Annotated in this window: 15 protein-coding genes; 3 read left to right on the top strand and 12 right to left on the bottom strand. The window is 33.4% G+C overall.

Going from position 1 to position 15,543, the window contains the following annotated elements; genetic code table 11:
- Positions 1–25: 25 nt before the first annotated feature.
- From traM to HPE56_RS03505, 7 genes are read right to left on the bottom strand one after another with little or no spacing between them, the layout of a single operon-like run.
- Positions 26–955, bottom strand: a complete 930-nt coding sequence (traM, locus tag HPE56_RS03535) for a conjugative transposon protein TraM (RefSeq protein WP_188242365.1) — start codon at positions 953–955, stop codon at positions 26–28.
- A gap of 55 nt (positions 956–1,010) precedes the next feature.
- Complete coding sequence (locus HPE56_RS03530; protein WP_188242364.1) at positions 1,011–1,625, bottom strand: conjugal transfer protein TraK; 615 nt, start codon at positions 1,623–1,625, stop codon at positions 1,011–1,013.
- Positions 1,626–1,636: 11 nt separating this feature from the next.
- Positions 1,637–2,479 carry a hypothetical protein gene (locus HPE56_RS03525; protein WP_188242363.1) on the bottom strand — a complete coding sequence of 281 codons (843 nt, stop codon included), beginning with the start codon at positions 2,477–2,479 and terminating at the stop codon, positions 1,637–1,639.
- A gap of 2 nt (positions 2,480–2,481) precedes the next feature.
- Positions 2,482–3,051 carry a conjugal transfer protein gene (locus tag HPE56_RS03520; protein ID WP_188242362.1) on the bottom strand — a complete coding sequence of 190 codons (570 nt, stop codon included), beginning with the start codon at positions 3,049–3,051 and terminating at the stop codon, positions 2,482–2,484.
- 11 nt (positions 3,052–3,062) lie between these two features.
- Positions 3,063–5,459 carry a TraG family conjugative transposon ATPase gene (locus tag HPE56_RS03515; protein WP_188242361.1) on the bottom strand — a complete coding sequence of 799 codons (2,397 nt, stop codon included), beginning with the start codon at positions 5,457–5,459 and terminating at the stop codon, positions 3,063–3,065.
- Positions 5,446–5,730, bottom strand: a complete 285-nt coding sequence (locus tag HPE56_RS03510) for a hypothetical protein (RefSeq protein ID WP_188242360.1) — start codon at positions 5,728–5,730, stop codon at positions 5,446–5,448. Before HPE56_RS03510 ends, HPE56_RS03515 begins: the two co-directional genes overlap by 14 nt.
- A 2-nt stretch (positions 5,731–5,732) precedes the next feature.
- Positions 5,733–6,020, bottom strand: coding sequence for a hypothetical protein (locus HPE56_RS03505; RefSeq protein WP_026813281.1), 288 nt, complete (start codon positions 6,018–6,020; stop codon positions 5,733–5,735).
- Positions 6,021–6,208: 188 nt separating this feature from the next.
- Between HPE56_RS03505 and HPE56_RS03500 the strand changes: the two genes are divergently transcribed.
- The 3 genes from HPE56_RS03500 (at position 6,209) to HPE56_RS03490 (ending at position 11,765) form a co-directional block, all read left to right on the top strand.
- On the top strand, positions 6,209–6,844 hold the full coding sequence (locus HPE56_RS03500) for an N-acetylmuramoyl-L-alanine amidase family protein (RefSeq protein ID WP_188242359.1): 636 nt from the start codon (positions 6,209–6,211) through the stop codon (positions 6,842–6,844).
- A gap of 150 nt (positions 6,845–6,994) precedes the next feature.
- The gene (locus HPE56_RS03495) at positions 6,995–7,282 is read left to right on the top strand and encodes a helix-turn-helix domain-containing protein (RefSeq protein ID WP_188242358.1); all 288 of its coding nucleotides are present in this window, start codon (positions 6,995–6,997) and stop codon (positions 7,280–7,282) included.
- A gap of 25 nt (positions 7,283–7,307) precedes the next feature.
- Positions 7,308–11,765: an AAA family ATPase gene (locus tag HPE56_RS03490; RefSeq protein WP_188242357.1), complete on the top strand. Its 4,458-nt coding sequence runs from the start codon at positions 7,308–7,310 to the stop codon at positions 11,763–11,765.
- Between the two features lie 3 nt (positions 11,766–11,768).
- On the opposite strand, the gene HPE56_RS03485 is transcribed toward HPE56_RS03490, so the two are convergent.
- The 5 genes from HPE56_RS03485 to HPE56_RS03465 form a co-directional block, all read right to left on the bottom strand.
- Positions 11,769–12,539, bottom strand: coding sequence for an HNH endonuclease signature motif containing protein (locus HPE56_RS03485; RefSeq protein ID WP_188242356.1), 771 nt, complete (start codon positions 12,537–12,539; stop codon positions 11,769–11,771).
- A gap of 38 nt (positions 12,540–12,577) precedes the next feature.
- The gene (locus HPE56_RS03480; RefSeq protein WP_188242355.1) at positions 12,578–13,240 is read right to left on the bottom strand and encodes a P-loop NTPase family protein; all 663 of its coding nucleotides are present in this window, start codon (positions 13,238–13,240) and stop codon (positions 12,578–12,580) included.
- On the bottom strand, positions 13,224–13,976 hold the full coding sequence (locus HPE56_RS03475) for a hypothetical protein (protein WP_188242516.1): 753 nt from the start codon (positions 13,974–13,976) through the stop codon (positions 13,224–13,226). The genes HPE56_RS03480 and HPE56_RS03475 overlap by 17 nt, the downstream gene beginning before the upstream one ends.
- Before the next feature lie 3 nt (positions 13,977–13,979).
- A complete protein-coding gene (locus HPE56_RS03470) occupies positions 13,980–14,264 on the bottom strand; it encodes a helix-turn-helix domain-containing protein (RefSeq protein WP_188242354.1) in 285 nt (94 codons plus the stop codon).
- A 323-nt stretch (positions 14,265–14,587) separates the two neighbouring features.
- The gene (locus HPE56_RS03465; RefSeq protein ID WP_188242353.1) at positions 14,588–15,424 is read right to left on the bottom strand and encodes an RteC domain-containing protein; all 837 of its coding nucleotides are present in this window, start codon (positions 15,422–15,424) and stop codon (positions 14,588–14,590) included.
- Positions 15,425–15,543 lie beyond the last annotated feature (119 nt).

The raw sequence follows: 15,543 nt of genomic DNA, 5'->3' as shown, positions 1-15,543 counted from the left end.
TCGTTTTTAAATGCCCATTATGGGCTTATAACTTAGGTTTTAGAATTAATCTGTAATTGTTCAATACGGTTACTTTTATGTTTCGATTGTTACGTCTAAACACTTTTGTAATTCCCCCTACTTGTGGAACTGTTGGAATGTTAATGTCGCCAATAATATCATCTATAACTTCGGTGGTAGCTTCTGCTCGAAAATTGTTTTGTACATAGATGCCCTCACTACCATCCGATAAATCGAAGGCTTTAAGTTTGGTGGGATGATGCTTTATATTTTCAATCTCAATTAAAGCACGATTGGGCTGAAAGCTTATAAATCCAAAAACTGGCGTGTTCTTTGGCATCAATTTATTATTGATTGTTGCACCTTTGGTTAGTCTCATTCGCAATCTGGTATTTGCTTTCACAATTTGGTCGCCATCAACAACCACATAAATGGTTTCATCTGTATTGCCAATAATCGAAACTTCGTTTGGTTTTGGCGAAGCAGCAAAGAACAGTTGATGTTCCAAACCCAATTCTTTAGCTTCTATTTTTTGTTCTCTTTTGATATCGGCTGAGTCAATTTGCTTTGTGCCTTTTTGAGCAACTTTCTTTTGCCCAAAGTTTTGATATCGCTTTTCAGAATATTGAATTTTGCCAGCCTCATAAATACTATCTACAATACGTTCTTTTTCCTGTTCTGGTAAATCAGGATTGTAAAGACCTGTTGAATCCAAAAATTTTTCATCGTAGATGCTTGGTGCATTATTTTCACGCACTTCCTTCAAGTCATTAATAGCATCTAATTTTGAATCGTATTCTTTTTGGTTTTCCTCTAAATCTGGCACTAAGGTTTGTTCAAGATTTTCATTCTCACTTTTATCATCGCCCATAACCATCATAGAATAGGAAATTAGGAATATGAAAATCACAACTAGCACTGCTGCAAAGACTATTTTATTTTTTTCTACTCTCATAATCGTGTTTTTTTAAATGTTGAACCTAACCCGAATTTATTTCGGGATTATCAACTCAATTTTCATCGTTTACTTTTTTTAAGGTGTTCTCGAAATAGCTTGTAATCAATAGTCCGTGAGGATTGTTTGGAAAATTTCTATCAACTGATATTATGTTTCCACTAGAAACAAGCTCGTATGTGTCTATGATTGAACCACGGTTGATTTCAAAAATTGTAACGGTTCTAAAGACATACGTTCCGTTTTGTTCTTCGATTTGTGAGACTATACTTAGTACTTTCTGAACTAGCGAGTATTGCAGCAATCTGTTATAGACACCATCTGCCTTTTTCTGGCGATATAAATTATCTACAGAACTATTCCCTAGCCAAAGTGCCTTTTCAAGATTCCGTTCATAATTACTGGCATCAATGTTATAGAAATAGTTATGAAATAAGTCTAAATGTGCCAAAGCTTCAATCTTAAAATTTTCTTTTTGGGTAACGAGCTTCAGGGGAATAATACTACCATCGGTATTAATGGCAAATGCACTATTGAGTGCTTTTTGATTTGTGCTGAATGCCATCCAAAGTGAAAAGATGTTAGATAGCATTGCAAAAATGACAACTGCCAGTACGATAAATCGGTTCAGTTTTAAGACGGCATAGATGTTTTTATAAGGTGTTTTCATTTTCATTAGAATTAACTGGTAAACAATCTGAGCGTGAATGATGTGGCGCGTTTGTATAATTTGAATTTCAGGAAGACAATAAAAAATACCGACCCTAACTGAACCACAGGTGCAAAAAAGCCCTGGCCAACATCTGTACCAAAAAGGTTAGTCCAGAAGTTAGTGTTGATTTCAGTATAGAGGGCGTTCACAAATACATTGACCAAGAAGAAAGCTGGCACCAACATATACACCGCAGCGTACAATTTGAAAAATGTATAAGCAAGCGAACGGAATTTTTCAAAAACTGCTAGACTAATTACCAAAGGAAAAAAGGCTTGCATTATACCCAATAAGAAGTAGCGTTCCGCAAGGAATAGTGGGTAGATGAACAAATCCAAAATCCAAAGAAAAAGGCTAATGATAAAAGCAAATATTTTGAATCCGTAGAGCGGTGTTACCAATGCTTCATATAAGAGCGTCATAGCAGCTTGCGCTACCTCGATGATACTTACATCCTCTTCAATAGGAATGTCTTGCATCTGCAACGGTAATAAAGCAGGTGCTGTACCACGATATTGTGTTTCTATCGAAACCAAGATACTATCAAAGAAGCCAAGTACTTGTGTCGAGAATATGACTAGAACAACAATTGCAAAATTCTTCATCAATTCCCCAGGACTCAATCCCCAAGTGTAACCATCTTTATCTGCAATACCTTCATTATATTTTTTAAGGATATTAATTAAAAAGAACAGAACAGCAAGCGTTTTCATTCCGGCAATGGTGTATTGCGAAAAACTGCTGTTCTGTATGGTTTGAAACACCGCGTCGATGTATTCCAATCCAATCCCTAAAAGTATAGTAGCGGTCATTTTTAGTATTCTGTTTCTCGGTTATTAATCTTGTCCTGCATTTTTCTGAAGGAAATAATATCTCTGTATCGTTTCGTTTTTGTCTGGATATTGGAAACCATTTCTTTTGATTCCAATTCTTTTTCCTTTAAAACTTCCGCACGTTCTGCATCGCTCATTTTTAGATTATCACTAGATAGGATTTCGCCCATAAAGTCAACGGTGTCTAATGAATTTTGAACTATCGCATCAAAGGATTGTGCAACCCGAGTAACTTCCTCTGGTTTTATATAAGGCGAGTTCAGGATGTCTTGTAAATCATTCTGCATTACATTAATAAGGCGCTGATTGTTTTGTGCAATTTCTTGAACCGCTCTAAGTTGTTGTACCACACTTGATACTTTCTCGATGCTCTCTTTGGCATCTTTTAAAAATTTTACAGACTTAATCATTTGAGCTGTCTGTTTACCAGATTCTACGAGTTGTTTTATCAAGCTGACAAAATTGGTATTGTCATAAGTTGGCATTCCCTGAGCTTTAATATTTAAGCTAAACAGTAATGCGATTGCAAGTACTAAGATTTTTGTTTTCATTGTTTTTATATTTAAGATGTGAATTGAATTATTGCTTTTTCCATATCATTATGCTCTTCATAGAGCTTCATTATTTCTTCATTTTCCTGTCCATCTGTCAAGTAAGCTGCATACACTTTCTTTGGAACTTCAAGACGGAAAATGTTACTTTCCTTTCCTATTTTAATAAACATTTCGGTGTACTTTCGTGGTCCAGAAAGGTTGTTTTTAATGGACTTTAATTGGTTCAAATCGTGGCTCGAAAGATTTAGCCTTTTGACTAATTCGTCATAGCCTTTTTCATTGTTTAGGCTATAAATGACTTGTGTGTTTTCTAATATACTTGCGGATGTTGAATTATTTGGTAGCTGATTAATTGATTGTAGAATAATCCCAATCGCACCATTTTGTTTACGGATAGCTTGGTAGTAGAATTCCACACTTTCCAGTACGTTATCAAACTTCAGTTGTTTGGCAAATTCATCGAATAGGATGATACCTTTTTCAGCTCTGTTTTTCCATATAGTTCTTTGGATGGCAGACTTAATCAGTTTCAACATTACGGATAAGATTTCCTTATTGTCCTTGACTTCATCCAGTTCAAAAACAATTAATCGTTTGTCCTCTATTTTGTAGGTCTGGTCTTCGCTTACTTCAAATAGAAAACTGTATAGACCATCGCCGACATATTCAGACATTACGTGCAAGAAGCTCGTCACATTGAAGTAGTCGGGATGGATTTTCAGGTCATCGAGAAGTTTTTCTTGATGCCTTTCTATAAAATTATAGAAGCCTTCCAAAGAATGATTATCTGAAGTACTATCGTAATAATGTTTCAGTATTTTCTTGACAGAAACAGATTGTGCCTTGGTCACTTTTAAATCTGAAGCGAAGAGCTCAAATAGGAACACCGACAAATCTTCCAAACGTTCCGGTGTCAAATCTTTTACATCGCTGATGTAAAAAGGATTGATGCCTAAGTTCTTTCCGCTTTCATATCTAAGTACGGTATATTTTTCAGGGTATAGTTTCGCGAATTTGGTGTATGAACCACCCAAGTCGATGATGACCAAGCGAACGCCACTTTCAAAATATTGACGCAGTATATTATTGGCTAGGAAGGATTTGCCTTCGCCAGTTGGCGCGAAAATGGCAAAGTTACGTGCCTTGATACGCTTCTTTTTTTCATCCCAGACATCTTTTAAAACGGGTACATTATGTTCTCTATCATTGAAGATGATTCCGGTAGCATCTGAGTTGTAATTGGTATTATTGATAAACAGGCATAAGGCGTGCTTTAAATCGGTTACGTATAAATCGTTATTTGAAAAGTTAGATGAAAAGCAGCAATAACTATTAAGAATATAATTCTTCCGTTCTTCGCCTCTAGGATAGTACGGTATAATATCCAATTCCTTAAATTCAGTCTTGATTTTAGAACCGATTCGGCTTAAATTTTCTGGGTTCTTATCCCAATACACAATGTTTAAATGACCACGTATTATTCGTGCATTATCATCGGCATTAATCTGGTCGAGAATGTGTTGAATTTTTCCAAGTACCACTTTGTTCTGAGAGCCGAAATTGGAACTTTTGTTGAGTTCTTCAACTTTCTTGTCAAGTAGCTTGCGCCACTTCTGTTTGTCGTCTAAGTATAAAATTTGGTTGACTATGTGGTTTTCATTAAGCGTAAGCCCTAAGCCATCAATAAACCCTTGATGAAATACGAAATCGTCAGAAGTGAATTTCTCATTGGTCTTGCTACTCTGTACACTTTCGCCAAAGCACAGTTCGCTATTGATGGCAAGGGCATCAAAATGGTTTTCGCCAATATTGACGCTTTTTTTATCTAATATGATGTCGGTGTCAAACCCATCATTAAAGCCATTGAAATAGCCATTTGTGAGTTGCTGTATCTCTTTCGCTTTAAGCGAAACGAAGGCCATCTTTCGGCTATTGTTTATAAAGGAGATAGAATCGCTTACTGAACCGATGAAGCTCTTAACGTTATCATCCAATTGTTGAACAATTCCTTTGGAAACTTTACGAAAAGGGTTGATATATTTTGAATTATTCAACGCTTTGTTCTTAGTGAGCGTAAAGAACAAAAAGCAACGATGTTCCATATAATCACGCCCTTTGAAGTGGTCGTGGGTCGCCTTTTCTAAAAATGTTGTATTCGGAAGCTTTTCTGAAGTGTATGTTTTCTTTAGGTAAACATCCTGTTTTTGAACCACCGTACCAATGGGCAATGATTTTAAAGCCTGAAACCAAGCACCGTGTATGTCCTCAAAGTCTTTTTCAGATAGTGAATAGATTTCTGGTAGCGTTCCTTCATAGCATAGGACGACATTGCCATTATTGGCAAATATGATATTGTCTTGAATATCTGTAATAGGGTTATATGCTGAAAGATTAATCTTGTTCATAATCGAAGTCAGAATTTCTTTTGTTACTTATTATTTTAGGGAAGGCTTTAGCTGTTTGAAAAAGTTGAGGGTTATTAGCAATCCTTGTAAGAGCGATGTATAAGGCTGCATTAAAAACCATAACACCTATTATCATTAAGAAGCTGAATGAAAAAATGATAATTAATAAAGAAGCAAGTATAGCAACCATCATTAGCGCAAACAGGGAAATAGGCAGCCCAAATATGACTGCCCGTTTCCTAATGTTTTTATAGACCTCAAACTTCTTCATCGTTACACTACGATTCCGATTAAGTATGTGAAGATGCCGACTACTGCGCCAGCAATCAAAACAAATACAAGTACTCTAGTAATACCTTTTTTAAGGTCTGCGTTTTCCCCAAAAAAGTGCCCCGCATTAAACAGGAAGCCCACTAGGAAAATGACACCTAACAAAATTGGAAAAATAGTTCTGATTGTGTCGCCAACATCATTAACTGAATCTTCAATACCACCAATTTGAGCAAAAAGCGAAGTGGATAAGAGCGAAAGAAATGATGCTAAATAGAGTGATTTTTTCATAATAAAATTGTTTAGATTTTTATGTTGTTTTCGTTAATAGAAATTTACATATATTTGAACATAAAATATTGTAAATCAGTAATTTGTGAATAAAATATTATTTGAAATCAATTGAATTTAATTGCCATTATTTAGCATCAAATACTATGAATTTTGAAGGGAAGTTGTTGATAACCTGAAAATTGAAAATGAAAAAAGTGCTCAAAAACGTCAGTTTTGTCTTTTTGCTTCTAAAAATGTGTATCATTTTTGGACAAGAAACGAGTGCTCAAAAACGAATTGTAATTGATGTTGGACACGGTGGAAAAGATGCTGGTGCAATAGGTGTAAATGGAATCCAAGAAAAGGACATCGTATTGGAAGTTGCGAATGCCATTTTAGACTTAAATAATGAATTAGAAAAACCTTTGGATATTTATTTAACTAGGTATAGCGATACACTTATTTCTTTATCAGATAGAACGAAGCTAGCCAAAAACCTTAAAGCTGATTTGTTTGTGTCCTTCCATTGCAATCATTCGGATAATCCGAATGCTAGAGGTGTGGAAGTTTATGTGGTAGATAGTCAATCCAATTATCTGGATGATTCAACTTGGTTTGCATACCAATTACAAGAAGAGTTCAAAAAAGAATTGGGTTTTGAGAGTCGTGGTGTGAAGTTTTCGAATTTTCAGGTGTTGCTGGAAACTATTGATTATTGTCCAGCGGTTCTATTTGAGCTTGGTTTCTTGTCGTCTGATGACGAAGCAAAGTATTTCAGCAAGAAAGAAAAACATAATTATATCGCTCTCGCGATATTTGTATCCATTATTAAAATTAAATAGTTATGGCAGAGATATATTTAGAGGTAGTTAGGCATTTAAAAGAGTTAATAGTCATTATTTATAAAGAATTCATCTTGTTGATAAAAAGGGAATGAGTATAATTTTTTTATCATTAAATTAGACAAATTTTGACAAGAAAAATTTTGACAAATGAAAAAGTTATCAGAGGTATTAAAATCGAAACGGGAGTCAAGAGGTTTGTTATTGAGAGAACTTGCTTCAAAGATAAATGTTGATACCGCACTTATTAGTAAGATTGAAAATGATGATAGACGACCTACTAAAGAGCAATTGAAAAAATTATCAAAAGCCTTAGAAATTGAATTTATGACTCTTTCGACTTTATGGTATGCGGAAAAGATTTATGAGGAAATAAAAAATGAAAAAAATGTTGATGACATCCTAAAAGAGATAAAGAAAAAAGTAAAACAGTATTAGTAGTTTTAAAATAGAGAGTATTAGTATGAATCTTGAATATTTAAATAGTCTTCCTTCCTCAAAACATGATTTACCTATTGATGGTAATCAAATGCTATTGCCTATTAATGGACTGCTCTGGGAAGACTTTGAAAAGCTTTCGTTGAGAATGGCTGAATATGTTGAAGGTTTTAGCATATCTGATTGCGAAATATTCGGAAGACAGGGACAAAAACAGTCAGGTATAGATATTTACGGACTAAGGGAAAATGGGCAATACTATGCGTTTCAATGCAAAAAATACGAATCAATTTCTACTTCAGACTTAAACAAAATTTTATCTGATTTTGAAGAAGGTGAATGGTTCAGTAAAACTGAAAAATTCTTCATTTGTACTTCTGCTAGTTTTGGCGATGTACATGTACAAAAGCGATATGAAGAATTAAAAAAAGAGTATTTAAAAAAGGGAAAACAGATTGATAAATGGGATTATTCTTCAATAAATAGAATCTTAAAAACACATCCAAAAATTGTATATGACTTTTTTGGTGCTGAATGGTGCAAAGCCTTCTGTGGAGAAGAGGTTTATACCAGCGTAATTACATCAATGGATTTTAATCAAATAGAGCGCTCTTTTGACAAAGCATCCTTCTTTTTATCAAGAGTGAAGAATTACTTTGATAAAAAACAATCTAGCCACATTGATAGAGAAGAGACGAAGAAAATAATTGATTGGGTAGTTACTGATTTAAAAGATGGTAAAAAGAACCTTCTCGTGTTGGAAGGTGATAAAGGGATGGGGAAGTCCGTAATCTTGAAGGATGTCTATGAAGAACTAAAAAGTCAAAATTTTACAGTATTAGGTATAAAAGCAGATAAGTATTATGCCAATTCCCCAAGGGAACTCGAAAACAAAATATTCGTAGATGATAATATTACTTTTTCAAAAATTATAGGGGCGTTAAACACATACAAACGGGAACTTGTCATCATTATTGACCAGCTAGATGCTTTGTCTCAAACACTATCATCAAATAGAGAATATATTCAGACTTATAATAGAATAGTTAGCGAATTGCTTGGGGAGAAGAATATTAGAATTATTATTTCATCAAGAAGCTTTGACCTAAAATATGATGCAGAACTAAGTATTTACAAATCAAATGAATATCATAATATAAAAACTTCTCTATTAGAGGAAAAAGAAGTTATAAATACGCTTCAAAACTTTGGGGTAAATTGCTCGCAAAAAAAAGTTTTAGAACTTTTAAGAACCCCGAACCAATTGGAAGTGTTTTGTAAGCTTCCTAATAAGAATAAAATTAATCTTAATACTTTATCATCCTTAAAGGATTTATATGATGCTTTATGGAAAAGTCTCATAATACCGATGGTTGACTTAAAATTAAGTGAATTACTTTATAGTATCGCTATTGAGATGTATGATAGACAGCAGATAGTTGTTAATGATAAGTTTTCTGATAAATATTATTCGGAGATTCAATACCTGCTCAGTAATCAATTAATTATCAAGGAAGAGTCTGAGATTCAATTCTTTCATCAAACTTTTTATGATTACACCTTTTCAAGACAATTTGTAGAGAAAGGGAATGATATATTCAACTATCTCAATGAAAATGAACAGAACTTAGAGGTTAGGTCTATAATAAAGATGGTTTTTGAATATTTACGTGAATATGACCACGGCAGGTATGCTTTAAGTATAAATTCTATTCTTAAATCTTCCAAGTACCGTTTTCATATAAAGTCCTTAGTAATAAGTAATCTTGGTATTGTAACAAATCCGTCAAATCAAGAAAAGGAAATATTTCATAAATACATATCGAAAAATTATCTCTTTGAAGACGTATTTGTCCATTCTATTGTTTCTCAAGGATGGGTTGAATATTTAATACATCAAAAAGCATTGAATAAGTTTCTTTTTAATCAAGAAACGTTGGCTAATAAGGTTCATAAAATTTATAAAAAACAGTCGGTATTTCGAATTGATTTTTTAGAAAAGTTTGATTCAGGGAATATAGTTGAGTATCAAAGAAATCTGGCTTGGCGATTTTTTAGGAATAATATTAATATTGTTCCTCTCTCAATAATGAAATATTTAGATGAATTAGAAGATTTTGATGATAAACCAAATTTTAATGAAAGGGTTCTTTCGGGGCTTAATGAATGGGAGCATGAAAAGTTACTTCCATTTTTTGAAAAATATATAACGTTTAACGAGGAGTCCAAAGGCAGAGATAACTTTTGGTATTATGAAATTTTAAAAAAGATATTTGAACATCATGAGTTGTACGTAATTGATTTGTTAAAACCTATTTTAATTGACGTTTTTAGCTCTGGAGATTCCTGGCATAGTAACAAATTTCTTCATGAACAAGAAGAATTATTAAAGGCTATAATTGCCAAAAGCCCTGAAGTGGGTTTCAGTTTTATTTTAGACATCTATAAGACAGTAATAGATGAAAACAAAGATGAATCGCATCTGGAGGAAATTAAAAGTCCACTTTATAAATGTTCCAAGTTTATTGATGGTTTCAGTTCTAAAGAGGATGCCCATATTGTAGTTGAAGACTTACTTGTAAAGCATCTAAAATCAGAATTTCAAAATAGTAATTACATATTACAATTTTTTGATGAGCACAAAAATTCAAACTCTATTGATATTATCTGCTTAATTCTTCTGACTTTTAAAAATGAAAAAGTCAGATATATTGACATTGTATATGAGTTGATTGGTATTGTAAACGCTAAAAATGGATTTAACGGTTATGATGATAAATTTCAATTGTATTTCAGGCAGGTAATTGGCCAATATTTTTCCCGTTTTTCCTTAGAGCAAAAAGAAAAAGTAACGGAAATACTTCTTTCTGTAAAGAGTCCTTACGATTTTAAATATTATAAGTACGAAAATGATGAAGGCCGAGAAAAAGTAAACTTCTACGGTATTAGTGAAAAACAGTTTTTGTTTATTAAGCAAATTCCAACAGTTGAAATATGGCAAATTCCTACTTTAAAAAAAGCCTATCAAGAATATTATAGAAAGTTTGGTGATGTGGACAGTAATAAAGCCTTGAACGTTTCTTCCGGTAGCACTTATAGAGTGGGTGCACCGTTACCCCAAAAAGCGTACAAAGAAATGGATTTAGAGAATTGGCAAAATAGTATGTCAAAGTTTAACGATGATTATCGTGGAGAGCGTGGTCCAAAAGGAGGAAAGCTTGAACACTCAAGAGCATTTGGAGATAGTGTGAGAAGTAACCCAAATAAGTTCAATGACTTTATCTTAAGTTTATTAGAAAATGAGAATGTTTCTAATGATTATATATCATCAGGGGTTGATGGATTAATTCAAGCGAAATGTGAACCAGAAAAAGTTAAAATAATATATAAGAAATTTATCAAATTAAATTTAGACCTAGTAAATACTTTATATGCCATTCGTCAATGTGATTACCTAATAGATAACAAATTAGTTGATGATGAAATTATAGCCTTTTTGAGCACAAATGCATTGAATCATCCCCACCCTGAAAAACCAATAAATGATGCTTCATCAGATAGCTTAAATAGTGTAAGAGGTTCTGCTATTCATAGAATAATGCAATGCTATGAACAAAAACAGTTTGAGGAAACTATTTTTCAGATTGCGGAAAAGGCGGCTTTTGACCCTCAAACATCCGTAAGAGTTGCAGTTTTACAAGAATTAGGTTATCTAAACCATTTAGATTTAGTAAGAAGTTTTAAAATTTTTGAACTGCTAACTGAAACTGATGATATTGAATTGTTAAAAAACTCTTTCAGAACATCTCAATATTTCAATGTTAAATTTCATAAAGAAATGTATCCCTATTTTGAAAAAATTATTCAGAATAAAGAATTACATAAGGATGGACACATTATAGTTTTGAGTTGGCTAAATGAAAAAATGTCTGATAAAAAACTTTATAAAAAATTTACAAAATCAAGTAAAGAGGCTAAGCTCTGTGCTTTGAATATTGCTGAAGCAAATCTTCATAACGACAATGAGACAACATCTAAACGGGCATTTAAAATCTTATTTGAATTTTTAAATAAAAATAATGAAGATTTTGCGACAGCCTATTCAGGAATCATTTTAAGAAAGTTTAAAAAACATAACTTCGAAGAATCCTATAAGTTTTTATTGAAGTATTCGAAGAGCAAGTTATGTTTGGCTCAACCTAGTTATTTTCTGCAATTACTTTTAACTTGTGTCAATGAGCATCCAGTAAAGTGCCTTAATTTAATTCAAAACCTAAACTATCATAGAATTCCTAACGTACAAAGAAGAGGGTATTATGATAAAGAGCCTGTACAATTAATTTTGGCAATATACTCTAAGCTAAATATGGACCTTGAAAACAATAGAAAGTTCATTAAAAAGTCCCTTGACATTTTTGACGATATGTTAAAGCATAATCATTTAAGAAGCACCTTAAATGAAGCAATGGACTTAATTACTTAACTTTTAGGCTAAACCATAATGCTTCAATTCTTCATAGTATTCACTACTATTGAGAAGAATCATAGGTATTTCAGAATAAAACTCATTATTAAAACCAAATTCAAAGAAAAGAGCAAATTTTCCAAATTGAGGATTAAAAGTTTCCATTGATTCGTCATAAAGTTCAATTTTGAATTTGAACGCTCGCGTAGTCGGAACTTCTAATTCATCCTTTAATATTGTTTCTTCTATCTTTCCTTCCAAAGGCATTTTAATTTTGTAGGTAATAGATGGCCTTAAAATATTGGGTAATGGATTATGTGGACCAGACAAGCCTATTGGTAATCTCTTTGTCTTAATTCTAACGCTTGTTAGAAGTAAAGTTTTATTCGAATTATTGATTAAACTAAAATTGAATATCGGAAATAATGACTTTAGCTTTTCTGCTTTAAAAGCATTCTTAGCCTCTCTAATTGGCGTCCATCCGCAATTTTCTTCATCTATGGATACGGATATAAATTGTACTTTTGATTCCCTATTCCTTAAGTTTAATTTTTTGTCAATTACATCCTGTTTGGAAATATATTCTTTGGTTATTTTTGAATGACAGGTAGGACATAACAGTAATAGATTGATAAATTCATTATTAGATGGGTCTTCATCGATATGATGAATTTGAAATACACCAACGTCTTCATTAGGACAAAATGGACATATCGAGCCTATTTCCTTTTGGAGTTCTGCTTTAATCTTATTTTTTTGTGGAATTGGTATTCTTCTCTTCTTTTTACTCAATGTACTAAATGTTAAAAATGCAAAATACTTAAAATTATCTACTTTCGCTTATCGCCAGCACCTTTATCAAAAGCAATCAAATTAAACAGTTCGCGCATTCGGCTACGAACCCGATTTCCATAGCGCTCTTCCAATTCTTCAGCATTCAGGTTGGTGGTAGCGTGTGTTTTTACTTTGTGTTTGGTCTGTAGGTACAATTCATATCGAGACAAGAGGACTTCGCCCATTACGTTTAGGTCTTTGCCATAAAATCGCCCAGCAGGTTCAATGCCTAAATCATCAAAGCAATAAAATCTGGTATTGCCATAGTCTTCAATAGTTTTAAAACCAAGGTGGTTAAAACTGAAAGCAACGTTTCTACACGGAATCATTTCATAAGGTCTTTGCATTGGTACGATATGGCGCAGTAGTTTCATCAAGGTCGTTTTTCCGCATCCTACTGGTCCAGAAAGTAAAATACCTTTGTCGATATCAATTCCGTTCTTTTCACAATTTTCTTTGTCTTTGATGAAATAATGGCAGAGTTTGCGAATGATAACGGTGTCTTCATCATAGATTCTAAATTGCTGACCAAAGAGTTTCATTCCCTTTGCATTTAGATAAATTAAGATTTTGTCAAAATCGTAAAGAACGCTTTTTCCATCAAACTTTCCGAGCGAATATTCCACGCCACCTTCGGTAATTTTAGAGGGGTTGTCCATAATCTTTGTTTTTAGTGGTTCGCAAGTTGTCCTTGATTTGGGACGCTTGTTTTGAGTTTGGTTTGGTTTCTTGGTTGAACAATTCGGTTCTATCCATCCAGTTTTTAGCTAGAGCACGCCAATCCCGAATTTCTTTTCCATCGCTCGTTTGCCAATTACGAGTTTCATAATGGGCAAAGAATTTTTTTGCTTCATCAGCATCAAAACCTTTTTCAATAAAAAAATCAAAAACGGCCTGCCAGCCCTTTGGTTGTTTTATATTGTTTTCTTGTTTGGTATTGTTTATAGTAGATACCAATGCTTGTCCACCTATGGGACGGTGTTGGTACACAACTTGTCCGTTTGTGGGACGGTGCTGTCCCAAAACTGGTTCACGTATGGGATGGTACTGTTCCGCAAGCTGTTCTAATGTGGGATTGTACCGTCCCACAACTGGTTCATCACTTGTACCAATAATGGACATCTTGATTTTACTACCCTTGTATGGATTGTTGGATGGGAAATAGGATAGATAATCCCAAGCATCTAATTCTGTTATGCAACGATGATAGGTAGATTTTGAACCGATTTTTGCTACGCGCATTAAATCCCTGCGGTTTACATAAAATTCATCCATAAAGCGGCTGCTGTTCCATTCTTGGAACAAGGCCATATACAAACTAATATGGGTAGGATTAAGGCGGTCATCAAAATAGAACTTTTCAAAAGCCGCATTAAGTAGCTTTATATAGTTCATCATCTAAGGTTTTAAACCGTGCTGTACACGGTTGGCTGTCATTATACTTTGTATTTCTTCTGCATCGTAATAGATGATACCACCTACTTTGGTATAGGGCAATGTGCCATTGATGCGAAGATTTTGTAAAGTGCCTGGACTTACCTGAAGTAAATCCATAACCTCAGAAGATTTGAGATATTTTTTGCATTTTCTAGTAGCTTCTTTTGATAGTAATTTTTTAATGTCATCGAGCAATTCAAGTTTGAAGTCTCGAAGGTCGTCTGTTGTAATAATACTTGTCGGCATAATAGAACGGTTTTAATGGAAAAGGACTATCGCATTACTGTCAATTAATTTGATAGCCCCTAACCTGATTTGACTTTCGTTCTACAAATTTGAATAGGTTTAATGGATTTTATTCACCAGTACGACCGTAGTACGGTCAAAATTTAACATCTTTAAATTTGATACATTTTGATGTGTTTTGTGAGTGCGATTTAGGAAAATAGCAACTAAACAGCCCTAAATTGAATGGGAAATACCTCTTGAAACAAATTACAGGAGGTCAACCGTAGTACGGTCTTTTTTTAACAGTTTATAAAAGGGGATTGAAGAAAGGAATGTAAGGTTCATTCCTCGCTCTTGTCGATTTCTACAATAAGTGTTTTAGCAAGTTCGTCCAAGAATAATGTCCTGCTATTCTTTCGACCCTTGATATCCTGAAAGGTTTTATAAATATCCTTTGGTTTGAAGTCAATTATTTGCTGTAGACTTTGGGATACTTTCATAATACTTCGTTTGTCCTGTTTGCCTAAACCTCTCAAACATAATGCGTAGAGCAGTTCAACATAATCCGTATTACTGAATGGCCAATGAAGTTTATTTTTTGGATCAAGTATTGTTTTGCCATTTAAAGAATTTTCAAGCTTAAATAATCTAGTATCCAAATAGACAATAAATTGGTGATATGCCTTAAATTTCCCTAGGAGCATATCACGAGGTGTGAAAAAATCAGGGTCTTGAAAGTAAAATTTCGAAGTGGTAATTTGGTAGCTGTCTAAAAAATCTCTTGTGTAATATTCTTTGTCAAAATGGGCTGCACCAGAATCAACATATTGACCAAAATCCATATTGTAAAGAAAGAATCGGTTGAGCTTGTTGATTTTCCTTTTGATGAATTTACATTGGGTATTTTTATTGGCTTTCGGAAATTGAATTTCAAAGGAACGAACTTCAGAAAAGTAAATTAGTTCTTTCAAGGGTATTTGCTTAATATGCTTGAAAAAGTTGATTTCTTCTTCTTCGGACTGAAATCCATCAATAAGAATTTCCTTTTTAAATTTTCTAAGCAGATTGCGACATAAAATAATGGAACGGTTGGCACGTTCGAGCACATTTGTAGAGGTTTTCTTGATTTCAATTAGTTGCTTATTTAGGTCTTTTGTTTGTCGTAATTTTTTCTTCATTCCTTCCCATATTTGCAGATTTGTACTCTTCAACTGCTTATAGGAGGGTCACAATTATAACGATGATTTTAAGAATTTGAGGGGGAATGACAATCTTTAGACAGCTTTTTCTTACAAAT

This window comes from Maribacter aquimaris (genome assembly GCF_014596745.1).
Taxonomy (GTDB): Bacteria; Bacteroidota; Bacteroidia; order Flavobacteriales; family Flavobacteriaceae; genus Maribacter_A; species Maribacter_A aquimaris.
The sequence above is the reverse complement of the archived record's forward strand: the minus strand, read 5'-3'. Positions and strand labels throughout refer to the sequence as shown.